The organism is Nocardia sp. NPDC059177 (genome assembly GCF_042755165.1).
In the GTDB taxonomy this organism is placed as follows: domain Bacteria; phylum Actinomycetota; class Actinomycetes; order Mycobacteriales; family Mycobacteriaceae; genus Nocardia.
In genome coordinates, this window is the sequence record NZ_JBHZBX010000010.1 from 53,613 (window position 1) to 78,243 (window position 24,631).

The window sequence follows — 24,631 nt, forward strand, 5'->3', positions numbered from 1 at the left end:
AGGTCGATATGTTCTCCCGAATCCTGGTAGCCAATCGTGGCGAGATCGCCATCCGCGCCTTCCGCGCCGCCTATGAACTCGGTGCGGGCACGGTCGCGGTGTTCCCGTACGAGGACCGCAATTCCCCGCACCGGCACCAAGCCGACCAGTCCTTCCAGATCGGTGAGCCGGGCCATCCGGTGCGCGCCTACCTGTCGATCGAGGCGATCGTCGAGGCGGCGAAATCGGCCGGTGCCGACGCCATCTATCCGGGCTACGGCTTCCTGTCGGAGAATCCGGAGCTGGCGGCGGCGTGTGCGCGCGAGGGCATCACCTTTGTCGGGCCATCGGCCGAGGTGCTGGAAATGGCCGGGAACAAGGCCACCGCGATCGAGGCGGCGCGGGCGGCGGGTCTGCCGGTGCTGAAGTCGAGCGAGCCGTCGGCTGGTATCGAGGAATTGCTGACCGCCTCGGCGGAACTCGACTATCCGATCTTCGTCAAGGCTGTGGCCGGTGGTGGTGGTCGCGGTATGCGCCGGGTGGCCGCGCCCGAGCTGTTGCGTGAGTCGATCGAGGCGGCGTCGCGGGAGGCGGAGTCGGCGTTCGGTGATCCGACGGTGTTCCTCGAGCAGGCGGTGGTGAATCCGCGTCATATCGAGGTGCAGATCCTGGCTGATCAGCACGGCAATGTGATGCATCTGTTCGAGCGGGATTGTTCGGTGCAGCGGCGGCATCAGAAGGTGATCGAGCTGGCGCCTGCGCCGAATCTGGATCCCGCGCTGCGCGAACGCATCTGCGCCGATGCGGTGGCTTTCGCCCGCCAGATCGGTTACAGCTGCGCGGGCACGGTCGAGTTCCTGCTCGACGAGCGCGGTAATCATGTGTTCATCGAGATGAATCCGCGGATCCAGGTGGAGCACACGGTGACCGAGGAGATCACCGATGTGGATCTGGTGCAGGCGCAGTTGCGGATCGCGGCGGGGGAGTCCCTGGCGGATCTGGGTTTGAGTCAGGAGACGGTGTCGATTCGTGGTGCGGCGTTGCAGTGCCGGATCACCACCGAGGATCCGGCCAATGGTTTCCGGCCTGATACCGGGCGGATCACCGCGTACCGCACGCCCGGCGGTGCGGGCGTGCGGCTCGACGGTGGGGCGACGGTCGGCGCCGAAATCGGGGCGCATTTCGATTCGCTGCTGGTCAAACTCACCTGCCGGGGTCAGGATTTCCCGGCGGCAGTGGCCCGGGCACAGCGGGCGGTGACCGAATTCCGCATTCGTGGGCTCGCGACGAATATTCCTTTCCTGCAAGCAGTTCTGGATGATCCGGATTTCCGGGCGGGGAAGGTGAACACCTCGTTCATCGACGCGCGCCCGGATCTGGTGACACGGCGGGTGCCGGCGGACCGGGCATCGAAGATTCTCGACTATCTGGCCGATGTCACGGTGAACAAACCGCACGGTGAACGTCCGACCACGGTGTACCCGTACGACAAACTGCCCGCGATCGACCTGACCCTGCCGCCGCCGGACGGGTCACGTCAGCGGCTGCGCGCCCTCGGGCCCGAGGGATTCGCGCGGGCGCTGCGGGAGCAGAAAGCGCTCGGTGTCACCGACACCACCTTCCGTGACGCGCATCAGTCGTTGCTGGCCACCCGTGTCCGGACTAACGGTTTGCTGGGTGTGGCCGGGCATGTCGCGCGGCTGACCCCGGAACTGCTCTCGATCGAGGCGTGGGGTGGCGCGACTTACGATGTGGCGCTGCGGTTCCTGCATGAAGACCCGTGGGAGCGTCTCGCCGCGTTGCGTGAGGCTGTGCCGAACATCTGCTTGCAGATGCTGTTGCGTGGCCGCAACACCGTCGGTTACACGCCGTATCCGGAACAGGTGACGCGCGCTTTCGTTTCCGAGGCCGCGACCACCGGTATCGATATCTTCCGGATCTTCGACGCGCTCAACAATGTGGAGCAGATGCGGCCCGCCATCGACGCCGTACGCGAAACCGGCACTGCCGTCGCGGAAGTCGCATTGAGCTACACCGGTGACCTGCTCGACCCGGACGAACAGCTCTACACCCTCGACTACTACCTGAAGCTGGCCGAGCAGATCGTCGACGCCGGCGCGCATGTGCTGGCGATCAAAGACATGGCCGGTCTGTTGCGTGCGCCGTCGGCGGCGAAGCTCGTGACCGCGCTGCGCAGCAACTTCGATCTGCCGGTGCACGTACACACTCACGACACTCCGGGTGGTCAGCTGGCCACCTACCTCGCGGCGTGGCAGGCAGGCGCCGATGCCGTGGACGGTGCGTCGGCGGCGATGGCGGGTACCACCTCGCAGCCGGCGTTGTCGGCGATCGTCGCGGCTACCGCGCACACCGACCGTGACACCGGTCTGGATCTGCGGAATGTCTGCGATCTGGAGCCGTATTGGGAGGCGTTGCGGAAGGTGTATGCGCCGTTCGAGTCGGGTCTGCCCGCGCCGACCGGCCGGGTGTACACCCATGAGATTCCCGGTGGTCAGCTGTCGAATCTGCGTCAGCAGGCGATCGCGCTGGGTCTGGGTGACCGGTTCGAGGAGGTCGAAGCGAAATACGCGGCGGCTGACCGGCTGCTGGGGCGTTTGATCAAGGTGACGCCGTCGTCGAAGGTGGTCGGTGATCTGGCTTTGGCGCTGGTGGGTTCCGGTGTCGGTATCGAGGACTTCGCCGCCGACCCGGGTCGCTATGACATCCCGGATTCGGTGATCGGGTTCCTGCGCGGTGAGCTCGGTACCCCGGCCGGTGGCTGGCCCGAACCGTTCCGGGGCAAAGCCCTGGCCGGACGAAGTGAACCCAAACCCGAAGTCGCGCTGACGGCCACCGATCAGGCCGGTCTCGACGGGTCGCCGGACGAGCGCCGCGACACCCTCAACCGGCTGCTGTTCCCCGGCCCGACCGCCGAATTCCATGCTCATCGCGAGAAATACGGCGACACGACCGGCCTGTCGGAGAACCAGTTCTTCTACGGATTGCGCCGGGGTGAGGAACACCGGGTCCAGCTGGAGAAGGGCGTCACCCTGCTCATCGGCCTGGAGGCGATCTCGGAGCCGGACGAGAAGGGTGTGCGCACGGTCATGTGCATCATGAACGGGCAGTTGCGCCCGATCGCGGTGCGCGACCGGGCGATCACCTCGGAGCTCCCGGTCGCGGAGAAGGCCGACAAGAACAATCCCGGCCAGGTCGCCGCCCCCTTCGCCGGTGTCGTGACTCTCGCTGTGTCCGAAGGAGATTCGGTGAATGCCGGGGACACTCTCGGCACGATCGAGGCAATGAAGATGGAAGCGGCCATCACCGCGCCGCGCGCCGGTATCGTCGAACGGGTCGCCACGGCGAAGGTGCAGCAGGTCGAGGGCGGCGACCTACTAGTCGAACTGGGGGATGTCGATGACCGGTGAGTCCGTGGCACAGCGCCTGCGCGAGCACCCCGGGTACCGGGTGCCGTTCTCGGTGGAGTTCAATCCGCCCCGCGACGCCGCCGGGGAATCCCGGCTGTGGCGGACGGTGCGTGAATTCGAATGCCTGCACCCCGCCTTCGTCTCCATGACCTACGGCGCCGGCGGCTCGACCAAGGACCGCACCGTCCGGATCACCGGCGAACTCGCCACCCAGACCACCCTGCTGCCGGTCGCGCACCTCACCGCCGTCGGCCACAGCATCGCCGAACTGCGCTCCCTGGTCGGCTCCTACGCCGATTCGGGCATCCGCAACCTGCTCGTCCTGCGCGGCGACCCGCCCGGCGACCCGCTCGGGGAATGGCGCAGGCACCCCGAGGGCGTCGAATACGCCGACGAACTGGTACGCATCGTGCGCGATCTGGGTGACTTCCAGGTCGGGGTGGCGTCGTTCCCGCAGGGACATCACCGGTCCCCGGACCTCGCGCACGACACCCGGCATCTGGTGGCGAAATTGCGTGCGGGCGCGGAGTATTCGATCACCCAGATGTTCTTCGATGTCGAGCACTACCTGCGGTTACGGGACCGGGTGGTGGCGCTGGATCCGGTCGAGGGCGTCAAGCCGGTGATCCCGGAGCTGATGCCGATCACGTCGTTGCGGACGGTGCGGCGGGCCGAGGAACTCTGTGGCAGGCCGCTGCCCGCGGCGATACGGGCCCGGCTCGAGCGGGCCGCGGGCACCGGTCCGGTGGAGGACGCGGCCGCGGTGCGTGCCGAAGGCATCCGGATCGCCACCGAGATCGCCCAGCGGCTGATCGACGAAGGCGCGCCGTGCCTGCACTTCATCACCCTCAACTTCGCCAAGGCGACCAGCGAAGTCCTCACCAACCTCGGCTACAGCGCACACCAGACCACCACTGCCGTCGCCTAGCGAATAATCGTTGGACGCGCGTCCACGACGCCGTTACCGTGGCGACCATGCATTTGTACTTCCTCTAGGATTCCGGGCCGCGTCCGCATCGGCGGATCGCCCACGGCCCCGCATCGATGGCTCCGTCGCGCCCATGAGCGCGCACTCATCGAACACGGCACCTCCCCCTTTCGCGGGGGTGAGCTGTGCCCGGAGGAAGACCATGACCAACCCAATTCGGCCTGCCCGCGCCCGGGCTCAGCTGACCTGTTCCAGCATCCGCGTCCAGCGCGGCGAACGCACCGTCCTCGACGGTGTCGACCTGACCGTCTCACCGGGATCCCGGTGGGGGATCGTCGGCGAGAACGGACGCGGCAAATCCACGCTGCTGCACGTGCTCGCCGGGCTGCTCACCCCCGACGACGGCACCGTGCAGCGTGTCGGCACGCTGGCCCTGGCCACCCAGGAGATGCCCGACCACGACGACCGCACCGTCGGCGCGGTCGTCGACGAGCACCTCGCCGCCGCCCGCGCGGCGATGCGGCGCCTCGACGCGGCCACCGCCGCACTGGCCGAGGGCAGCCCCGGCGCCGACCAGGACTACAGCGAGGCACTCGACCTGGCCCAGCTGCTCGACGCCTGGGACGCCGACCGCCGGGTCGACATCGCCCTGGCAGGACTCGGCGCCGTCACCGACCGGGACCGGCCGCTGGCCACACTCTCGGTCGGCCAGCGTTATCGCGTGCGCCTTGCGGTGCTGCTGGCCGCCGGGGACGACTTCCTGCTGCTCGACGAGCCGACCAATCACCTCGACCGCGCCGCGCTCGACTTCCTGACCGCGCGGCTGCGGGAGTTCGCCGGCGGGGTCGTCGTCGTGAGCCACGACCGCGCGTTGCTCACCGATGTGGCGCAATCGTTCCTCGACCTGGACCCGACCCGGGACGGGCGGCCGCGCGTCTACGGTGGCGGCTACGCCGGCTATCGCGACGGCCGCCGCGCCGAGCGGGAACGCTGGGCCGAGGAATACGAACAGCAGCGCGGCGAGCGCGCCAAGCTGGCGCAGGACCTCTCGGCGGCCCAGAACCGCCTGGTCACCGGCTGGCGGCCGGACAAGGGTACCGGCAAACACCAGCGGGCCACGCGCGCGGGATCATTGGCGCGGGCCGTGCATCGCCGGCAGGACGAACTGGACCGGCACAGCGTCACCGCGCCCACGCCGCCGCAGCGATTCAGCATGCCCGCGCTGCCCGCACGGGTGGGAGTGACACTGATGCGGGCCGAGAACGTGACCGTCGCCGGGCGGTTGACCGCACCGGTCGACCTGTCCCTGGACTCGGGGGAGCGCCTGGTGCTCAGCGGTGCCAACGGGACCGGCAAATCGACGCTGCTGAGCGTGCTGACCGGCACCCTCACCCCGTCGACCGGGCAGCTGCACCGGGCCCGCAAAGCCCGCGTCCACCTGCTCGGGCAGGAATCCCGGTGGCCGCTGCGCTGCCGGGCGCGTGAGGTCTACGAGCACCGGATCGCCGAGCTGGTCACCGCCGGGCTGCTCGCCGAGAACGAGATCGTCGGCCTGTCCAGCCTCGGCCTGCTGACCTCGCACGAGGCGAACAAGCCGATCGGTGAGCTGTCGATGGGCCAGCAGCGCCGCCTCGATCTCGCCTGCGCCGTGGCCGCCCGCCCGCACGCCCTGCTCCTCGACGAGCCGACCAACCATCTCTCGCTCACCCTGGTCGACGAGCTCACCGAGGCCCTGCACGCCACCGAAGCCGCCGTCGTCGTAGCGACCCACGACCGCCAACTACGCCGCGACCTCGGCCACTGGCCGTGCCTGGAGCTGCGGGCACCGGCACCGGCACGGCACTGAGCACCGGGGGGAACGGTGGGCCGAACCCGCCGTTCCCCGCGTGCGCGGATCGTCACCCTCAGCTCGAGGACCGCGCCGAACAGCGGTTGACAACGGTCCGGCCGGGCTGTTCCATCCGGAGATGACCACCCCCACTGTTCTCGTCGAGCGCGACGGCCCGGTCGTCCTCATCGGCATCAACCGGCCCGCGGCGCGCAACGCGGTCGACGGTCCGACCGCCGCCGCGCTGGCCGCCGCCTTCCGCGACTTCGACGCCGACCCGGCGGCCGCGGTCGCGATCCTGTACGGGGTCGGTGAAACCTTTTGCGCGGGAGCCGATCTCAAGGCGATCGGCACCGAGCGCGGCAATGTCGCCGAGGTCGACGGCGACGGTCCGATGGGGCCGACCCGGATGCGGCTGAGCAAACCGGTCATCGCCGCCATCTCCGGTTACGCGGTCGCGGGCGGGCTGGAACTGGCCATCTGGGCCGACCTGCGTGTGGCCGACGAGGACGCCGTGCTCGGTGTGTTCTGCCGTCGCTGGGGCGTCCCGCTGATCGACGGCGGAACCGTCCGCCTACCCCGTCTCATCGGCGAGAGCCACGCCATGGACCTGATCCTCACCGGCCGCCCCGTAGACGCCGCCGAGGCCCATCGCATGGGCTTGGTCAACCGCGTCGCCCCGCGCGGCCAAGCCCTGGCGGCGGCCCGCGAACTCGCCAACGACCTCACCCGATTCCCGCAAACCTGCCTGCGCGAAGACCGCCTGTCAGCCCTCGAACAAGCGGGCCTGACCGAAACCGAGGCCATGGCCAACGAATTCACCCACGGCATGACCTCAGCGCTGTCCGACACCGTCGCCGGCGCAGCCCGCTTCGCCGCGGGCGCGGGCAGGCACGGCGACTTCACGACGGAAGGACCGGGTTCACCGGGCATCCCGTGAGATCGGTGGGCGGTGCTCTCGCACCCGGATCAGTTCGCTGCGCGCGAAACCCACCTGGGGAGTGTCTCGCGCGTCCGCCGCGGCGATCTCATCGGCCAGGTCGGTGGCCGCTTCGAGGACGAATCCCCGGTTGCGGCGCTCCGCGCGTCCACCGCCCGCCTTGCGCCAGGCCCGCCGGGCCCGCCGGTCACCACAGACCGCGTCGAGCTCGGCGTCGGTCAGCGCCCCGCCGTCGACCTCGGGGGCCAGGATGTCGCGCAGGAAGTCCCGTTCCCGGCCGACCGTGCTGTCGAAAACTTTCACCACGACAATCAGGGCGACAGCGATCAGCACCACCCAGCCGATCATCAGCAGCACGCCGTTGCCGCCGAGAATCGCACCCAGCGAATCCCACAGGCCGTGCAGCACCATCGCCGTCACCATCAACGCCAGCCCGCGTCCGATCCGGCGCGGTTCGGCGGGACGGCCGAGCAGATAGACCAACCCGGCGCAGAAGATCGCGCTGTAGAGGATGTGGGCAGCGACCCCGACCACCATCCGCAACCAGATCGTCGAGGCTTCGGCGCCGATCTGATTGGTGCCGAACTGGGTGGCGGCCGAGTTCATCGCATAGGCGATGTCTTCGATGATCTGGAAGCCCAGACCGAGATAGGCGCCGAGCACGAAACCGTCGAAGGCGGTGCGGACGAGTCGCGGTGCCAGGGTGATCAGCAGCAGCAGACCGACGCCCTTGGCGATCTCCTCGGTGAAGGGCGCGACCAGCCCCGCGCTCCAGTCCAGCGCCCAGCGCTGGCCGAACGCCTTGGCGTAGAGGGCGCGCAGGGCGTCGTTGGCGTCGGCGGCCATCACCCAGGTGGCGGCGAATCCGCCCCAGGCGAAGGCCGCGACCGCGATGCCGACGGGTTGGCGGGCGTAGCGGTCGAGGCGGTGGGTGAACCACCAGAACAGGGCGCCGTAGAGGGTGAAGGCCGCGATCGCGACCGTCAGCGCGGGTGCATAGACCGGTGAGCGATCGGTCAGCATGGTGACGAAGTGCAGCAGCCCGGCCGTCACCAGTGCCGTGTACACCCAGAACGCGAGGTTGCGGGGCTGGTAGAAGGTGAACCGGTTGCCCCAGCCGGAATCCCGCACCGCACGCGCCCGCCGGGTCGTCAGATCGGTACCCATCGTCACTGCCCTTCGCGGTCGGCGGCCACACTGGTCAGCATGGCGGCGACATCGGTCGCGGCCTGCGGCGGGGAATCGATCGGACCGGTGGCGACCACCTGGACGCCGTGGCCGTCGATGACGAACGCCGCGAGCGCGCCGTCGGTATCAGCGCTGGAGTAGTGCACGATCAATCCGCGGGTACCGTCGCGGGTGGTGATCGGCTGCGGGTCGCCGGTCGCACGCAAACTCTCGGGGCTGGTGAGCAGTTCGTCGTTCTTCTCGATCTGGGTGAGCAGCTCTTCGGCGGTGCCGGCGAACTCGCCGGTGCGGACCGCGAATCGGGTCGGTCCGTCCACGACGACCGCCTGCGCCGGAAACGAGCCGGTCGGTGGGTCGGTGGCCCGGACGCCCTCGGTGATTCCCCACCCCGGAGTGGGCACGAACTCGACACCGCCCTTGAGCACCAGTACGTCGCCGGGCCGCACCCGATCGTCATACGGCACCGCGTCGTTGATCGCCGGTGCGACGGTGCCCATCATCGCAGCCACCGCGACCACCACGAGCGCGGGCCAGATCGTGGATCTGTCCAGTCCCAGCCACCGCCGATCGACCGGCACCCACCGGTCACCAGGTGAGAATTCCGGGACCGCCGTGTGGTCGACCTGAGCTGGATCCGGCATGAGCGACCTCCGAAATTCGGTGAGTCACTCGAATGTAGCCACTGACCGGCCGGATCCAGGGACATCGGCCGTGTCGGGTGTTGTCGCCCCCTACACAGAACAGTCCCCGGTAGTCTCCATCGATTCCATGAGCTTCAGTCGTCGCTGACAGCTCCGGTATTCGACTGGCTTGCCGGGGGCCTGGCCAGATTCCTGAAATACGTCACTGTGATCAATCGACGTCTCTACCGACCACGTGGTTCTCTTCCAAAAATCCGGTGTATGTCCAGTGTGCTCCGAATTCGCCAGCTGTCAATACTTCGGCGGACACTTCCGGGAATTCCGGTCCGCGGTCAGCGCAGCATGTCGGCGCCGACCACTGCGAGCAGCTGCAATTTCTCGTAGCTGTCGGTGCCGGGGGTCGCGGTGTAGACGAGCAGCAGGTGCGACTGGGCGGGGTCGAGCAGGGTGTGGCAGTTCAGCTCGAGGGCGCCGACCTCGGGGTGGCGGAAGTGCTTCACCTCGTGCGGGTGGACGCCGATCTCGTGGGTGTGCCAGAGGGCGCGGAACTCGGCGGAGCCGGCCAGCAGGAGATCGGCGTAGTGGGTCGCGCGGGAATCGGGGCCGCGGCGGGTGGCCACCTCGCGGAGCCCGGAGACGAACATCCGCGACAGCAACGCGTGGTCCTCGGGGGCGTAGCGGTCGCGTTCGGCGGGGTCGGTGAACCACCGATAGCCGATGCTGCGGGCGGGTCCGGTGAAGCGGGTGGTGTCGCCGGTGAGAGCTCGGCCGAGCGGGGTCTGGCGCAGTGTCTCGCCGAGTTCGGTGACGATTTCGGCTGGTGTGTCCTGGAGCCGGTCGAGGATGCGCAGCAACCCGGGGCTGATGTGGTCGCTGAGCGCGCCGCGTGCCGGTGGGGTGTGTCCGGCGAGGCGGAACAGGTGGTCGCGTTCGTCGAGGGACAGGTGCAGGCCCTGCGCGATCGAGGCGATCATCTGCTCCGAGGGCTGCGGCCCCCGTTCCTGCTCGAGCCGCGCGAAATAGTCGGTCGACATGTGGCAGAGCGCGGCCACTTCCTCCCGCCGCAACCCGCTCGTCCGGCGTCGCCGCCCCCGCGGCAACCCGACGTCCTCGGGTTGCAGCGATTCCCGGCGCTGCCGCAGGAACCCGGCCAGCCCTGCGCGATCGACCATCGGAGTTTCTTCCTTCCGCGCCCCGGTTTCGGTTCTACCGTGCAGGCCGGACGGTAGCCACGGATCGATAGTCCCTGGATGCCGCATCGTGACCCGGCCATCGTGGATATCGAGCCGCACACACGCGACGAACAAGGAGCAGCGACATGGCACGCAGGCAACCCGACATCACCGTCCCCGATCTCACCGGCACCCGCGCGGTGGTCACCGGCGCCAGCGACGGCATGGGAGTCGGCATCGCCTCTCGCCTGGCCGCCGCCGGTGCCGAAGTGGTGCTGCCCGTGCGTAATCAGCGCAAGGGCGAAGCGGCGCTCACCCAGATCCGGACGCTCACCCCCGGAGCGCAGGTGTCGCTGCGCGAACTCGACCTGTCCTCGCTCGCCTCGGTCGCGGCCCTGGGCAAGACCCTGCGCGAGGAGGGCACGCCGATCAACCTGCTGATCAACAATGCCGGCGTGATGACCCCGCCGGACCGGCAGCTCACCGCCGACGGTTTCGAACTGCAATTCGGCACCAACCACCTCGGCCACTTCGCCCTCGTCGGGCAGCTGCTGCCGCTGCTGCGCGCAGGCAACGCCCGCGTCACCTCGCAGGTCAGCGTCGCGGCCAACCAGAACGGGATCAACTGGGACGACCTGAACTGGGAACGCTCCTACAACGGCATGCACGCCTACAGCCAGTCCAAGATCGCCTTCGGCCTGTTCGGCCTCGAACTCGCCCGCCGCAGCCGCGCACAGGGCTGGGGAATCACCAGCAACCTGTCCCACCCCGGCGTCGCGCCGACCAACCTCCTCGCGGCCCGCCCCGAAGTCGGCCGCAGCGCGGACACCCTCGGCGTGAAACTCATCCGGTGGTTCTCCGCCCGCGGCCTCATCGTCGGCACCGTCGACTCGGCCGCACTCCCCGCCCTCTACGCCGCCACCTCCCCCGACGCCCACACCGCACGCTTCTACGGCCCCAACGGCCCCGGCCACTTCGGCGGCCCACCCGCCGAACAGAAGCTCTACAGCCGCCTGCGCAGCCCCGAAGATGCCCAGTGCATCTGGCAGATCTCCGAAGACCGCACCGGCGTCCGCATCCCGGAATAAGGCGGAGGCGAGCAGCGACCACCGGAAAACCTGTTGGCGAACCGTGTCGGCCGCTGTTACCGTGCGGGGGCCGTGCAAGAGACCGAGGAGGTGGTACCCGTGAACGCAGTATCGACATGGGCGCTCTCCGCTGGGGTCTCGGTCGGGCGATAGGTCGCCCGGGAGCGCTGTTCGACAGCACTCCCGAAAGGCACGACCATGCAATTCACCACTGAACAGCGCCTCGACGACGATATCCGCGAGCGCGAATTCACCCTCGGCGAGATCCCCGGCATCCTGTGGACGCCCGGATCCACAGCCGAACCTTTGCCGCTGATCCTGCTCGGCCCCCCGCCCCTCGGGCTGCGCACGGCCTACCCGCGCCTGCTCGACCGGGCCCGGCACATCGTGGCGGAGGGCTACGCCGTGGCCACCATCGAGCTCCCGTGGAGCGGTGACCGGCCCCGTTCGGCGGCCGCCGATCAGGCCGTCGCCGACCTGCGCCGGGCGCTGGCGGCCGGTGAGCCGGTCGACGACGGGATCGTCGACCGGCTCATCCTCCCGCTGGTCGACAAGGCGGTCCCGGAATGGCAGGCCGCCCTGGATGCGCTCCTCGCGCTGCCCGGGATCGGCGGGCCGGTCGGCTATTCGGGTGGCGTGATCTCCATCGGCACCCGGCTGGCGGTGGTCGAGCCGCGCATCGCCGCTGCCGTCCTGTTCGCGGGAAGCTACGTGCCACGCGCCATTATCGAAGAGGCCAGGCAGGTCACCATTCCGCTGTATGTCCTGCTGCAATGGGACGACGAGGGAAACGATCGGCAAATGGCCTTGGACCTGTTCGACGCGTTCGGCTCCACGGAGAAGACGCTGAACGCCAATATGGGCGGGCACACCGGCGTCCCGCAGCACGCGGGTGAGGCGGCGGGCCGGTTTCTCGCCCGGCATATGAGGTGAGACCGGTGGGTCAGGTCCCGGTGCTGTCGCAGCAGGTGTCCGCGCCCCGGGCGACGGGCGCCGGGCAACAGGTATCGCCCTGCCAGGCATTGCGCCCTTCCTTGACCGCGATCACGGCGATCACCAGCGCGGCGATCGGGTCGGCCCACGACCAGCCGAGCAAGCTGTTGAGCAGCAAGCCCACCAGCAGCACCGCCGAGAGGTAGGTGCAGAGCAGGGTCTGCTTGGAATCGGCGACCGCCGAGGCGGATCCGAGTTCTTTGCCCGCGCGGCGCTGCGCCGCCGACAGCACTGGCATGATGACCAGGCTGGCGGCGGCCAGCGCGATGCCGACCGGGGAATGCTGGGCTTCGCCGATGCCGAGCAGGGACCGAACGGCATCGACGGTGACGTAGCCGGCGAGGGCGAAGAACGAGAACGCGATGATCCGCAGCGCGATCCGCTCCCGCTGCTCGGGATCGCGGCCGGCGAACTGCCAGGCGACCGCGGCCGCGGAGGACACCTCGATCACCGAATCGAGGCCGAACCCGATCAACGCGGTGGACGACACCCGGGTGCCCTCGGTGAGCGCGATGATCGCCTCGAGCACGTTGTAGGAGATCGTCAGGGCGACGAACCAGCGAATCCGCCGTGCCAGCAAGGCTTTCCGGGCCGGGTCCAGCCCGCGTGAGGTCGTCGACGGCATGCCGAGGGAGGTCATCAGCAGCACCCCTCGGCGTCGGCGGCGGGGCAGCAGGCCGGGTCGACCGCGAGTACCAGGCCCAGCAGGTCGCCCAGCGCGGCGGCGATGCGCCGGTCGGCGAGCTCGTAGCGGGAGCGCCGGCCTTCCGGTATGGCGACGACCAGCCCACAGCCACGCAGGCAGGCCAGATGGTTCGACAGGATCTGGCGGGAAACGCCGATCTTGTCGGCCAGCTCAGCGGGATAAGCACCGCCGTCGCGCAGTTCGAGCAGCACGCGCGTGCGGGTGGTATCGGACAGCGCGTGCCCGAATCGGGCCAGTGCGTCGGTGTGCAGAGCGGTCGCCATGATTCAGATAGTACATGTAAATCTGTATTCAGAAACCGATGGATCCATCAGAACGAGCGCGGCCCGCCGATCTCGCGGATCGTCGCCAGGGGAAACGGTGTCTGCCTGCTCTCGAAACGGAACTCGCGGTAGTAGTCGGTCATCACCGCGGCGATTTCGGCGTGGCGGAGCAGGATCGCCGCGATCGGCGCCGGGATTCCCGTCGGCGGTTCCCCCCGGGCGCAGGCGCGCACGAACGCGATGCGCTCGTCGCCCCCGAACCCGTACAGCGCGGTGACGAGCCACTGCACCAGGTGGGTGATCGTGTAGCAGCGGTCATAGCTCTGATGTGCGGCGAAGAAGCCGGCCTCCTCGGTCGACAGGTCGAACCGGTCGGAGATCGCGAGACCGTAATCGGTGAAGAACAGCCGCTCACCGTCGGTGAGAATGTTCTGGAAGTGACCGTCGAAATGCAGGAGCCCGCGGGCGTTCATGAACGAGATCCCGGCCTCGAGCTCCTTCGTCACCATGGCACAGGCCCGCACCGCCGTCTCCTCGTCGGCCGTGACCTGAACATCCAGCCAGTCGTGCAGGTTCTGCGGGATGTACTCCAGGAACAGCGCGATACTCGCCGAACAGTCCCGCAACGCCTCCATCCGGTGCCGCACCTGCGATCCGCCACCCCAGTAGGCGACAACGCCGTCCACGTCGGCCAATTCCGCGGGCAGCGCCTGCCCGGCATGCGGCAGCACCCGCCAGTGATACATCAGCGGAAAGCCCGCATACTCTTGCGCGAGCACCCAATTCGTCGTCATGGTGTGCACAGCCAGCTCCCGCCAGGCACCCCACCCCGGGCATCCGGGAACACCGAGCCCGGGATGACAAAAAGCAGGCAGCCCGAAAAGGTTCGCGGTGGACCGCACGTTATCCGGCATCCGCTCCAGATCGGTCAACGCCACCCACTTGACGAACACCGGCCGCCGATCCACCTCCAGCAACGCCGAAGTCCCCCCGATCCCGGAACCCAACGGCACCGCCCCCGCCACCAGCTCCCGCAGCTCACGATCACTGCACAGCGCCAGCGCGGTGGAGACGGCGCTGTAGTTGGCCATTCGCGCACCCCGCGCCGCATCGAACACCTTCACCAGGTTCAACCTCTCCGCGATACGGGCCCGCCACTGTACATGGAGATCTGAACCCAGTCGGCGGGTTAGGCTCAGCGGGTGAGTTTCCGGATCGCGGCCTACGCCGTATGCCTTGAACAGGGCCGGGTGCTGCTCGCCCGTCACGTGGCCGCGTGCGGTGAGACGAACTGGACACTTCCCGGCGGTGGGGTCGAGCATGCGGAGGATCCCTACGATGCGGTGACCCGGGAGTTCTCCGAAGAGACCGGCTACGACGGCGTTGTCGAACGCTTGCTGGGTGTGGATTCGAGGGTGATCCCCGCGGCCATGGCCCACTCGGGAGTCGAGCATCAGAATGTCGGGATCTTCTACCGCGTGCGCATCACCGGCGGTCGGCTGCGAGCTGAACCGAACGGGGCGACTGTCGAGCCGACCTGGACGCCGATCGGCGAGGTGGCGACTCTGCGCCGAGCATCACTTGTCGATCACGGCCTGGCACTGGCCCAGACCCTGCCGGCAACCGGTCACATCACGTCCACTCCGGTCGGCGGTCTGGTCCAGCACTGAACGCTGCGGACACCTGCCCGATCGGCCACTCGTGCTGGGTCGCGGCATCGATCGGTGCGAAACCGTGGACGTGCCCCTGCCTGCGGTGGGAAGCTCGAAGGAGCCGAAGCCCCAACCCGAGGGAGCGTGCGACATGGTGGACCGGACGAACGGGGCGCAGCGACCGGAGAGTATCCGGAATGTTGCGTTGGTCGGTAGCAGCGGGGCGGGGAAGACGACGCTGGTGGAGGCGCTGGCGTTGGCGACCGGGACGGTGAACCGGGCCGGGCGGGTGGAGGACGGGACATCGCTGTCGGACTACGACGAGGTCGAACGGCGACAGCACAGGTCGGTGCAGGTGTCGGTGGTCCCGGTGCTGTGGGGCGGGGTGAAGATCAATCTGATCGATACGCCGGGCTGCCCGGATTTCGTCGGCGAACTGCGGGCCGGGTTGCGGGCGGCGGACGCGGCACTGTTCCTGGTGTCGGCGGCCGACGGTGTCGAGGGTGTGGCGGGGGCGACGCGGGAACTGTGGGCCGAATGCGCGCGGGTGGGGCTGCCGCGGGCCATCGTGATGACACATCTGGACACCGCACGGGCGGACTATGAGGACCTGATACAGACCTGTCAGGCGCTGCTGGCCGACGGAGCGAGCGATACCGTGCTGCCCCTGCACCTGCCGGTCTACGGGCCCAAGAACCCCGACGGGCACCGGCCAGCGATCGGACTACTGGAACTGCTCGAGCGCCGGGTCGCCGACTACCGCAGCGGGAAACGCGAGCGCACCGAACCGTCCGCCGAACAGCTCACCGAGCTCGACCCGGCCCGCGATCGGTTGATCGAGGCGATCATCGCCGAGAGCGAAGACGAAACGCTGATGGACCGGTACCTCGACGGCGAACCCGTCGAACTCGACACCCTGGTCGATGACCTGGAACGCGCCGTCGCGCGTGGCAGCTTCCATCCGGTGCTGTTCGCGGCCCCGGCGCCCGAGGACGCCGAGCAGGGCCTCGGCACGCTCGAACTGCTGGAACTGATCACGGGCGGGTTCCCGACACCGCTCGAACACCCGCTCTCGGCCGTGTCGCGCGGCAACGGCGCCACACCCACCGCGCTGCGCTGCGATCCGGCGGGCGAACTCGCCGCAGAGGTCATCCGGACCTCGTCGGACCAGTACGTGGGCCGGATATCGCTGGTGCGGGTGTTCTCCGGCACGCTGCACAGCGAGGACACCGTCCACGTCTGCGGACCCGAACACGATGCCGACGACCGGGTCGGCGGGGTCAGCGCACCGTTGGGCAAACAGCAGCGGACCCTGAGCGAGGCCGTCGCCGGCGATATCGCGTTCGTGAGCAAACTCGGCCACGCGGAAACCGGCGACACGCTGTCGAGCACCGGGCAGCCCCTGCTGATCGAGCCGTGGCAACTGCCGGAACCGCTACTGCCCGTGGCCATCCGGGCGCAGGGGAAGGCCGACGAGGACAAGCTCTCGCAGAGCCTGACCCGGCTCGTCGCCGAGGATCCGACACTGCGGCTGGAGAACAACGAACACACCCATCAGCTGGTGCTGTGGTGTCTGGGGGAGGCGCACCGGGAGGTCGCGCTGGAACGGTTGCGCGGGCGGTTCGGGGTGCGCGTGGACGTCGAACCGTTCCGGGTGGCGCTGCGGGAGACCCTGGCCGCGCCGGCCGAGGGCAACGGCAGGCTGGTGAAGCAGTCCGGCGGGCACGGGCAGTACGCGGTGTGCCGGGTCCAGGTGGAACCGCTGCCGCAGGGGACAGGATTCGAGTTCGTCGACCGGGTGGTCGGTGGCGTGGTGCCGCGCCAGTTCATCGGATCGGTGGAGAAGGGAGCGAGGGCGCAGGCCGCGCGCGGGGTCACACCCGGGTATCCGCTGGTGGATGTGCGGGTGACCCTGCTGGAGGGAAAAGCGCACTCGGTGGACTCCTCCGACGCCGCCTTCCAGACCGCAGGAGCCCTCGCCCTGCGCGATGCGGCCGACACGTCCGGCACCCGGCTGCTCGAGCCGGTCGCCGCGGTGCGGGTCACCGTGCCCGACGAGCACCTGGGCGCCGTCCTGGGCGACCTGTCCACCCGGCGCGGCCGCATCCTCGGCACCGAACCGGCCGAGACCGGCCGCACCCACATCCGCGCCGAGGTCCCCGAACTCGAACTGAGCGGGTATGTCGTCGACCTGAGGTCACTCACCCACGGCGCGGGATCGTTCACCCGCGAGTACCTGCGCCACGAGCCGATGCCTGCCGCCGCCGCGCAACGGGCACGCAAGGAAGGCGCCGAGGCCCCCGCCTGAATCGCCGGGCGACAGCGAGAGTGGCTACGATCCCCGGGTGAACACGGATGCGCAGGTGATTCCCGGCCGAATGAGCGAAGTGCCGACGGCGGACGCGACCGGCATGGATCGGCGGGCTTTCGGCGAATTCGTCGGGCCGCAAGGCGAACTGGCGTCCTACGCGCTGGGCTGGACCACCGGCTCCGATCCGCACGCGGGCCGCATCACCATCGGCATCGGCGCGGGCAACCCCGGCGGCGCGACCTTCCACGCCGTGGTCTTCCCCCACCAGGGCTCCCACGCCTACGCCCTCGTCGACGACCCCTTCGAGCAGGTGCCACAGGGTGGCCCGGACCTGACCGCCGGCCAGGCACGCGCGCACGAAGACCTGCCGTTCATCTGGTGGGTGGTCGACCGGGTGATGGAACGGGACCCCCGCGCCTGGTGGATGCGCCACTGGGTCGTCGGCACGCAGTGCGTCCAGACCTCCCAGGTCTTCGAACAACAGGAACCGATCCTGCACGTCGCCCACGACGAAACCGGCTGCTGGCACCTGACCGGCCCGTCCGACCCCGGCCCCGCCACCAAAACCGGCCACCTGTGGCACGCCATCGACGAAGACCCGACCCTCCAGTCCGTCCTGGACCTCCCCGCAGGCACCTGCGCCACCCGCGAAGCACCCACACGGACGTGGACCACGACCTCCTAGAAATCGATTCGCCACGGCTTCGGCAAGTTCGGCTCCGATAGAGAATCACGTCGCGGCGGCGATCAGGATGCGTTGCGGTGATAGGTCGTCGGCTTCCCGCGACCGCCCTCTTGTTCGACGAGGCCGGCAGTTCGCAGGCTTCGCAGTGCCTTGCGGATGTTCGGCCCGGACAGGCCGAGCCTGGTTTCGAGTTCGGTGACGCTGTGTGGCCCTGCGGCCAGTGCGTCGTAGATTCGCTGCTCGGTCAGGTTCAGGCTCACAATGGCGGCCGGTCCAGGCGGTGCGTGGTACAGGACCGCGGTGAAGCGTATCCCGGCGTCGGCATAGCGGGCCGGCGGAAGGGACACCGCCGCGAGTGACTCGGCGACCATGGGAAGTCCACTCGCCAGAGCTTCGATGACCCGAGCCTGGGTCTCCGGGGATCGGACGTGCTGGCAGATCGCGACGAGTCGAGCGTTGCGCGCGGAAGTCACCGCGTCGCGCCCTAATCGCTCGACTGTGATCCCATAGAGGCCACCGGGATTAGTGATAACCAAGCGATCACGGCGCAACCGGACCTCGACCGCCGTCCCCATCGACCAGTGGTCGAGGTCGCGGTGGACGAGCGCGTTGGCGATCAGCTCCCGGAAGGCGACCAGCGGAAATTCCGGTCGATCCCGGACCGTGCCGTCGTCGTCGGTGACGATGGTGGTGTCGAACGTCCGGCGTGCCCATGCCAGGGCTTCGTCGAGCATGCGGGGAATCGGGCCGGTGATCGTGGTTTGGTTGCGTGCTCGGCTGCCGGGCAGATCTCCGGGCAACGGTTCCGCGGCGGCCTGGATCATGAACCGCGGAAACCACTGCTGCGGATACAGACCCATCGCGAGTATCCCGGCGACCGTCGGGACATTCGCCGAATCCACGACACCAGCACGCAGGAGCAGTTCATTGTCGTCGGTGAACCGTCCCAGACCGTGTGGATCGCGGTCGTGTACCGATCGGAGGAACTCGCGGACCAGGTCCTCGTCCAGATCCGCCCGGGTTGCGCCTGCCACCGGCGCGCGGTCGAACAACGGCTGTTGTCTGGATGCCAGGAATGCTTGTTCTTCGAGCCCCGACATTGCGAAGTCGCCGTCATGGCTGCGCAGGTACGCCGTTCCGCTGGCGGACACCCGGCATGGTTTGGCTGACCGGTCGCACTCGTGGACCCGCACGACGATGACCGGACTTTCGTCGACGGCCGCATCCTCGATGACGATCCGGACGGGTGGCGTGAAGGACCGGGCTTTGGTGGCCACTCCTTGCTTCAGACGCTGGATGTCGAACAGGGGTACTGGTCGGAAGCCGGTGCGTTCATCCAGTCCCAAGATGATGGTGCCGCCACCCGGTAGGTTTGCGAGGGCGCTCAATGTGCTGGTCAACGACTGCGGCAACCCGCCGGCCGCTGACTTGACCTCTACGTCGACGCGGTCGCCGTCAGCGGTTCGGAGTTCTGCCACCAGCTCATCCAAGTTCGCCATGCGCAAATGTAACCACACGACGGTTATATTTGCGGACGAATCGGTTACATTTACGGTGTTAGGTCCACGGGATCCGGTGGCTCCGGGCGACTCACGACTGCGCAATGGGGATCTTGGCTGAGATGCGATCGCGCCCCGGTGCCATCGATCGTGTCGGTGGCACCGGGGCGCGGAACGGTGGATCAGCCCAGGCCGGGGTGGCCGACCCATTCGACGATCGTCCAGCCCTTCTGTGGGTTGCCCTCGAGGACGACGCGGCCGCCGTTGCGCATCGGATCGGTGCCGAGCTTGTTCTTGTCGGCGTTGGCTGCGTTCATCATCGACCAGAACATGATGGTGCCGCCATGCGAGAAGATCACCGGGTTGACGCAGCCACTGCGCTGCACATCGAGCAGTGCTTGATCGACGCGCCCGTCGAACTCGTTGCCGTCGATGGAGCCCGGAATCCGGGCGTTCAGGTCGCCGGAGAGCCACTTGATCGGCGCCTGCAGGTACCCGGACAGCGCATCGGCCTCCGGGGTGCCCTCGTACTCGCCTGCCTCGATCTCCCGGAAACCGGGCTGAATGCCCAGGCTCAGGTCCTGCTCGGCGACGGTCGGTGCCGCAGTCTGCTCGGTACGCACCATATTGGACGCGAAGGCGCAGTCGTAATTCTTGCCGGCCAGCTGGACGGCAAGATTGTCGGCCTGGGTCCGGCCGCGTGCGGACAGGTCGGGTCCGGGCACCTTGGTGTCGATCAGGCCGGAAGTGTTACCGAGAGACTCGGCATGGCGCACCAGGGTGATGACCATGTCGCCGCCGCCGGAGCTTCCGAAGTCGATATCGGCGGACGCGACGCCGGTGGTAGCGGTGGTGGCCGCAGCCGCCATGACTGCAATGGACAATCGAAGAGATCGGATTCGCATGGGTGGGAGTGCCTTTCCCGGAATGGGGGGGTGTGTCGCGACTCACAGAAGCAGCTGTATGCCCGAATCGAATACGGGGCTTCCCATTGATCGGGATCTTTCGCGCCCTGGACCGTCGGCGGGGCAGAGCAGCGGTCCGCCGACGGAACTGCGGTCGACCAGCCGGTTAGGGTCACGTTCATGACCGAAGGCAGCCTGGCCGCTCGATTGAGGTGGGGGACTCCGACCACGTTCGTGTTGTACCGGACACCCGAGAGATGGCGGTACGCGACCTACTTCCGCGATCCCACCAGCATTCTGGACGGCGCTGTTCCTGGAGTTCCATCCACCTCGGCACCCGAACTGGCACAGGCCGAGCTACATCAGCAGACCGAGCTCGCACATGAGCGGCAGTATCACGACGGTAGGCGACCTGTGGCGAGGGGTTCGAGCGGCATGACGAAGCATCACGCGGCGGTTCGTCTCGCTGTCGTTGCCAGAGATGTCGGCGCCGGGGGAGTCCGTGAATTTGGCACTGGCTACTCGGAGGCAGCTGTGCTCGAATCGTCATATGGTCAGCACAGCCACCCCGTTGAATGGTCGTCAGCGAGAGGTTCTCGACTGGATCGCAGACGGCTGCCCGCCGCGCGACTGGCCGAACTCGACCTACAAGACCACCGCGATCGCTCTGCAAAACCGCCGACTTGTGAGGATCACCAAGCGTGGTGGCTGGAGCGCTGTGCTGACCGAAACCGGCGAATACTATCGCGCCCACGGGGCGTTCCCGGCAGTGACCAAGCAGGTACGCCGGAGGCCGGCGACGGCGAGTTCCGCCGACGGCGAGCGTCAGACCGCTCGCGCGGTTCCGTCCCCACGAGTGCTTCCTGAGAAACCAGACACAACAGTGGTATCGGCGTCGGTTGAAGCAGGTGACCCCGCGATCGAGCGGCAAGACAACGAGGAACTGGCGGCGGCGCGCCAGCTGGCCGCAGACGTCGAGGCCGCGAGCGGTGAACTTCGTCGGGGTGCGACGGGTAGGAAGCGGTACCTTTCGAGGCTTGTCGACCTGGTCAACGCCAACCAGTTCGCCGGCGCGCGACGTCGCCTCATGGTCGCGAACACCGATACCGATGGTGAGGTGATTTTCACCTTTATCACCGCACCGAAATGGCTCTCTACGTGGCCTCGCGATGTTGCTGCGGGCGACCGCATTCCTCGGTGGCACCCGGTCGTCGCGAGCGTCCGTACTGAAAAACGTCTGAACTGCACCGCGCAGGTCAAACCTCGTGCGCTACGGATCCTCCACACCTTCGGGACCGAGGCGGATGCCCGTGGACACAGGACGGTGCTGCCGCGCCGTGAGGTCGACCGCCACGGATACCAGCGAACTTATGAGCACGGGGATCTCAAGATCACCATTCGCGATTACTGTTACTCCGTCAGTGTGATTCAGCAGCATGACCGCGTCGCTCACGTTCCCACTCTCAAAGAGATCGAGGAGCAGAAACGCTACTCTTGGAACCGTATTCCGAAATGGGACTCGGTCCCCAACGATGAGCTCGGCATCAGTGTCGGCCTTCTGGAGGGTCGCGACTTTCAGCAGTTCAACGACAATTCCAAGCGGCGAATCGTGGTCGAGGATCTGTTGCCCGAGGCCATGCAATGGCTTGAGCAGGATGCGGATCGGCGTGATGCTGCGAAGGAAGCGGCCAGGCTTCGACAGATTGCCGAGGCGGAGCGTCAGCGCGAAGCGGCGCGTCTCGCCGAGATCCAGCACAAAGAGAACCTGAAGGCCGAGGAACTGCGAAAGCAGGCATCTCAATGGGCGGAGGTAGGCGCGATCCGGCGTTACTTGGTTGCGATGGCGGCTCGGGTCCAGGTGATCCAGGACGAGGAGCAGCGAACGGCGGCGATCGAGTGGCTTGAGTGGTGCAGGGCGCACGTCGAGAGACTTGATCCGCTGACCGGTGTTCCTGGCCCGCCGCGGAATCGGTACATGACCTGGGAGGAACGAATGGATCTCACAAATGCGGCGCGGAACTCAATGCCCTGACCGGGCGATGTCGGCGAGGTGTTGATCGCCTACGCCGCGGTGCCGAGACCTACCGCTAGACCGTGCCGCGGTTTACCTACCTCGAGCCGTCGGGCAGACTGGTGGTATGTCCGATCATCCCGGTACGCCGTTCAGTTTTGCCGAGGTCAAGCCGTATGAGGTCGTTGACTCCTTGGCGGATCTGCGTGGGCCTGAACATGGGGTGTTGCGGCTGCCGACGGAGTTGGCGTGGGGTGGTCGAACCGAGTTCGACCTGGACGATTCATACGACCGCACTGCGGTGTACAAGATCGTCTTGGAAGAGGGCACCGGCCGTCACCTGCGTGAACTGGTCAGTGGGCGGCTACTTGCCGTGATTTGGGCGCAAATGCGTCCGGCGCGACAAGTGCGCGCGCTGTGGGAGCAGCAGTTCCCGCAGCTGCGCGCGGCTGCCTGATGGATCAGCGTCAACTCGAGCTGGCCCGCATCGCACTTCGCACCGTTGGTAACCGTGGGTTCGTGCTCGGTGGTGGTCATGCGGTGGCGTTGCACGGGATGGGTTCGCGGCCGTCCGAGGATGTCGATCTGTTCTCCGATCGGCGAGGAAGCCCTGGCGAGGTCGCTGATGACGTCGCCGCGGCCTTCCTCGAGGCGGGTCTCGATGTTTCGTTTGTGCGCCGCACACCTGACCTAGTGCAGTTGACGGTTTCTTTCGCCGAGGGGTACGTAGCCAAGGTGGATCTCGGAGTGTTTTGGCGGTCCAAGTCACCCGTTCTGCTCGAAGTCGGGCCGGTCTTGCATCCCGATGACGCGGTGGCCGGGAAGATGGATGCGCTGTTCAATCGCTGGGCTCCGCGTGACTATCTCGATATCGACGCCATCTTGGTCAGTGAACGCTACACGCGTGAGGCCCTCCTTATCGTTGCGTCGGAACATAATCCAGGCTTCGACCGGAGCATGTTCGCCGAATCGCTGTCCTACCTCCGGCAGATCCCCGACCGCGACTTCACGCCCTACGGCGTCGCCGTCGCTGACATCGCTGCGATGCGGGATCGCTTCGCCGACTGGGAATCTGATCTGCTGTCCTGACGAGTTACCGCCTGATGCCAGGGTCGATGTTGTTGTCTGCGAGAAGTAGCGGGTGTGCTTCCTGTGTCGGGCTGACAGGGCGGCGGCGATTTCGAACAGGTCGGCTTTCACGTAGGTCGCGGTGGTGCCGCCGGTTTTGCCTGCCCGGCGTATTCCCGGGCGACGGCGTAGCTGAAGGTGCGCTCGACCCAGGTCAGAGTGGTGTGCCTCAGCCAGTGTGTGGTGACGCCTTGAGTGGCGACCCACGGGAGTTCGAGGCCGAGGCGGTGCCAGATGTGGTCGTAGCGTCGATGGGTGATGGGCTTACCGTTCCGGTATCGGAGTTGCCCGGATTGAGGACTGTGGCGCCCGTGGCCGTGAGCGACGAGATGGCTCATCAGCGTGGGGGAGACCGGTTGCCAGCGGTCGGTTCCGTCCTTCTCGCGGAGGAAGACCAGGCATCGTGAGATGTCGAGGTCGTGTGGGCGGAGTGAGAGGGCTCCGGCTCGGCGACAGACTGTTTCGAGGTGAAGGCGCAGGATCAGGGAGTCCAGGTCGGGATCGTTGCCAGTGGTGGCGGCGACTCGGCAGATCTCGGTGAGTTGGTCCGACGGGATCGCGTAGCGGTGGGATTTGCGGCGTGCGGGAAACGCGAGTTGCCGGGCGGGGTTGCCGCTGGCACGTATCCATCCTCGATCTTCGGCGTACCGGTAGACACAGCGGACGGTGGAGATGAAGTGTTCGACGGCGCTGGTGCCTCCGCGAGAGGCCCGGTTGGTGCGGGCAGTGGTGCGGATCGCGCGGACCGCCGGGACGATTTCGGCGAACGTCGGCACGGAGGTGGCGGGAGTCACGAGGTCTGCGGGCGACAGTCCCATCTGCGTGAGTAGCAGGCGCGCGGCGGCGATCGTGTCGCTCGTCGTGGCGACCGCGTTCGGGACGACCACGGGTCACCGGCCAGCAGGGCGAGTTGGGTGGCCAGGACCCTGCCCGTTGGGATGGCGGATGGATCAGGAGCTGTCTGCGGCTGCGGCGTCCGGTGAGCAGGACGCGCTGGCCGATGAGGAGGCCGACTCGGCGGCGCTGCCGGTACGGGATGCGGAAGTAGCGGTCGGCGGTGACGTGGACCGGACCGTCGGCGGCTTCGCTGACGAGCAGGAGGTCGTCCAGGGTGCGTATCCCCAGGCGTGTCCCGGGCAGCCAGCCGAGTGCGGTCATCACGTATCGGTCCAGGACTCTGCCGGCGTCGCCGACCGTCGATATGCCGAACAGCACGTCGTCGTCGGGGATCGGGTCGGGTCCCGGCGGCTTCGGCAGTGGGCCACGGATCAGCTGTTCCAGTGGCG

General features: G+C 67.8%; 21 protein-coding genes. 12 read left to right on the plus strand and 9 right to left on the minus strand.

From position 1 onward, the window contains the following. Positions 1-8: 8 nt before the first annotated feature. The 4 genes from ACFXK0_RS15055 (at position 9) to ACFXK0_RS15070 (ending at position 7,103) form a co-directional block, all read left to right on the plus strand. Entirely contained in the window at positions 9-3,407 is a 3,399-nt protein-coding gene (locus tag ACFXK0_RS15055) for a pyruvate carboxylase (RefSeq protein ID WP_379410787.1), read from the plus strand. Then, on the plus strand, positions 3,397-4,335 hold the full coding sequence (locus ACFXK0_RS15060) for a methylenetetrahydrofolate reductase (protein WP_379410788.1): 939 nt from the start codon (positions 3,397-3,399) through the stop codon (positions 4,333-4,335). Before ACFXK0_RS15055 ends, ACFXK0_RS15060 begins: the two co-directional genes overlap by 11 nt. A 202-nt stretch (positions 4,336-4,537) precedes the next feature. Beyond that, positions 4,538-6,181, plus strand: a complete 1,644-nt coding sequence (locus ACFXK0_RS15065) for an ABC-F family ATP-binding cassette domain-containing protein (protein ID WP_379410790.1) — start codon at positions 4,538-4,540, stop codon at positions 6,179-6,181. A gap of 121 nt (positions 6,182-6,302) precedes the next feature. Then, positions 6,303-7,103, plus strand: a complete 801-nt coding sequence (locus tag ACFXK0_RS15070; RefSeq protein WP_379410792.1) for a crotonase/enoyl-CoA hydratase family protein — start codon at positions 6,303-6,305, stop codon at positions 7,101-7,103. Here the strand turns inward: ACFXK0_RS15070 and ACFXK0_RS15075 are convergent. The 3 genes from ACFXK0_RS15075 to ACFXK0_RS15085 all read right to left on the minus strand — a co-directional run bounded on the left by ACFXK0_RS15075 (position 7,086) and on the right by ACFXK0_RS15085 (position 10,104). Next, positions 7,086-8,270 (minus strand): PrsW family intramembrane metalloprotease, encoded by a 1,185-nt coding sequence (locus ACFXK0_RS15075; RefSeq protein ID WP_379410793.1) that lies wholly within the window; start codon positions 8,268-8,270, stop codon positions 7,086-7,088. The genes ACFXK0_RS15070 and ACFXK0_RS15075 overlap by 18 nt on opposite strands. 2 nt (positions 8,271-8,272) lie before the next feature. After that, the gene (locus ACFXK0_RS15080) at positions 8,273-8,932 is read right to left on the minus strand and encodes a hypothetical protein (protein ID WP_379410795.1); all 660 of its coding nucleotides are present in this window, start codon (positions 8,930-8,932) and stop codon (positions 8,273-8,275) included. Between the two features lie 332 nt (positions 8,933-9,264). Continuing rightward, entirely contained in the window at positions 9,265-10,104 is an 840-nt protein-coding gene (locus ACFXK0_RS15085; protein ID WP_379410796.1) for a helix-turn-helix transcriptional regulator, read from the minus strand. 146 nt (positions 10,105-10,250) lie between these two features. Between ACFXK0_RS15085 and ACFXK0_RS15090 the strand changes: the two genes are divergently transcribed. Together ACFXK0_RS15090 and ACFXK0_RS15095 are read left to right on the plus strand one after the other, a co-directional pair. Continuing rightward, positions 10,251-11,192, plus strand: a complete 942-nt coding sequence (locus tag ACFXK0_RS15090; protein ID WP_379410798.1) for an SDR family oxidoreductase — start codon at positions 10,251-10,253, stop codon at positions 11,190-11,192. A gap of 198 nt (positions 11,193-11,390) precedes the next feature. After that, the gene (locus ACFXK0_RS15095) at positions 11,391-12,125 is read left to right on the plus strand and encodes an alpha/beta hydrolase (protein ID WP_379410799.1); all 735 of its coding nucleotides are present in this window, start codon (positions 11,391-11,393) and stop codon (positions 12,123-12,125) included. A 10-nt stretch (positions 12,126-12,135) separates the two neighbouring features. Here ACFXK0_RS15095 and ACFXK0_RS15100 read toward each other — a convergent pair whose 3' ends face one another. The 3 genes from ACFXK0_RS15100 to ACFXK0_RS15110 are packed head-to-tail and all read right to left on the minus strand — an operon-like array spanning position 12,136 to position 14,476. Then, positions 12,136-12,828: a cation transporter gene (locus ACFXK0_RS15100; protein WP_379410965.1), complete on the minus strand. Its 693-nt coding sequence runs from the start codon at positions 12,826-12,828 to the stop codon at positions 12,136-12,138. Then, positions 12,825-13,154 (minus strand): ArsR/SmtB family transcription factor, encoded by a 330-nt coding sequence (locus tag ACFXK0_RS15105; protein ID WP_379410801.1) that lies wholly within the window; start codon positions 13,152-13,154, stop codon positions 12,825-12,827. Before ACFXK0_RS15105 ends, ACFXK0_RS15100 begins: the two co-directional genes overlap by 4 nt. 47 nt (positions 13,155-13,201) lie before the next feature. After that, complete coding sequence (locus ACFXK0_RS15110; RefSeq protein ID WP_379410802.1) at positions 13,202-14,476, minus strand: protein kinase family protein; 1,275 nt, start codon at positions 14,474-14,476, stop codon at positions 13,202-13,204. Here ACFXK0_RS15110 and ACFXK0_RS15115 point away from each other — a divergent pair. From ACFXK0_RS15115 to ACFXK0_RS15125, 3 genes are all read left to right on the plus strand, one after another. Continuing rightward, positions 14,423-14,824, plus strand: a complete 402-nt coding sequence (locus ACFXK0_RS15115) for an NUDIX hydrolase (RefSeq protein WP_379410804.1) — start codon at positions 14,423-14,425, stop codon at positions 14,822-14,824. The genes ACFXK0_RS15110 and ACFXK0_RS15115 overlap by 54 nt on opposite strands. A gap of 133 nt (positions 14,825-14,957) precedes the next feature. Beyond that, positions 14,958-17,114, plus strand: coding sequence for an elongation factor G-like protein EF-G2 (locus tag ACFXK0_RS15120; protein WP_379410805.1), 2,157 nt, complete (start codon positions 14,958-14,960; stop codon positions 17,112-17,114). 37 nt (positions 17,115-17,151) lie between these two features. Next, complete coding sequence (locus ACFXK0_RS15125) at positions 17,152-17,802, plus strand: hypothetical protein (RefSeq protein ID WP_379410807.1); 651 nt, start codon at positions 17,152-17,154, stop codon at positions 17,800-17,802. A 62-nt stretch (positions 17,803-17,864) separates the two neighbouring features. Here ACFXK0_RS15125 and ACFXK0_RS15130 read toward each other — a convergent pair whose 3' ends face one another. After that, complete coding sequence (locus ACFXK0_RS15130; RefSeq protein WP_379410809.1) at positions 17,865-19,301, minus strand: ATP-binding protein; 1,437 nt, start codon at positions 19,299-19,301, stop codon at positions 17,865-17,867. Between the two features lie 182 nt (positions 19,302-19,483). After that, positions 19,484-20,170 carry a histidine phosphatase family protein gene (locus ACFXK0_RS15135; protein ID WP_379410810.1) on the minus strand — a complete coding sequence of 229 codons (687 nt, stop codon included), beginning with the start codon at positions 20,168-20,170 and terminating at the stop codon, positions 19,484-19,486. A 586-nt stretch (positions 20,171-20,756) separates the two neighbouring features. Between ACFXK0_RS15135 and ACFXK0_RS15140 the strand changes: the two genes are divergently transcribed. The 3 genes from ACFXK0_RS15140 (at position 20,757) to ACFXK0_RS15150 (ending at position 23,306) form a co-directional block, all read left to right on the plus strand. Next, on the plus strand, positions 20,757-22,238 hold the full coding sequence (locus ACFXK0_RS15140) for a hypothetical protein (protein WP_379410812.1): 1,482 nt from the start codon (positions 20,757-20,759) through the stop codon (positions 22,236-22,238). 106 nt (positions 22,239-22,344) lie between these two features. Further along, complete coding sequence (locus ACFXK0_RS15145) at positions 22,345-22,674, plus strand: hypothetical protein (RefSeq protein ID WP_378918371.1); 330 nt, start codon at positions 22,345-22,347, stop codon at positions 22,672-22,674. Beyond that, a complete protein-coding gene (locus ACFXK0_RS15150; protein ID WP_379410814.1) occupies positions 22,674-23,306 on the plus strand; it encodes a nucleotidyl transferase AbiEii/AbiGii toxin family protein in 633 nt (210 codons plus the stop codon). The genes ACFXK0_RS15145 and ACFXK0_RS15150 overlap by 1 nt, the downstream gene beginning before the upstream one ends. 107 nt (positions 23,307-23,413) lie before the next feature. Here the strand turns inward: ACFXK0_RS15150 and ACFXK0_RS15155 are convergent, their stop codons facing one another. Next, entirely contained in the window at positions 23,414-24,232 is an 819-nt protein-coding gene (locus ACFXK0_RS15155) for a tyrosine-type recombinase/integrase (protein WP_379410815.1), read from the minus strand. Positions 24,233-24,631: the final 399 nt, after the last annotated feature.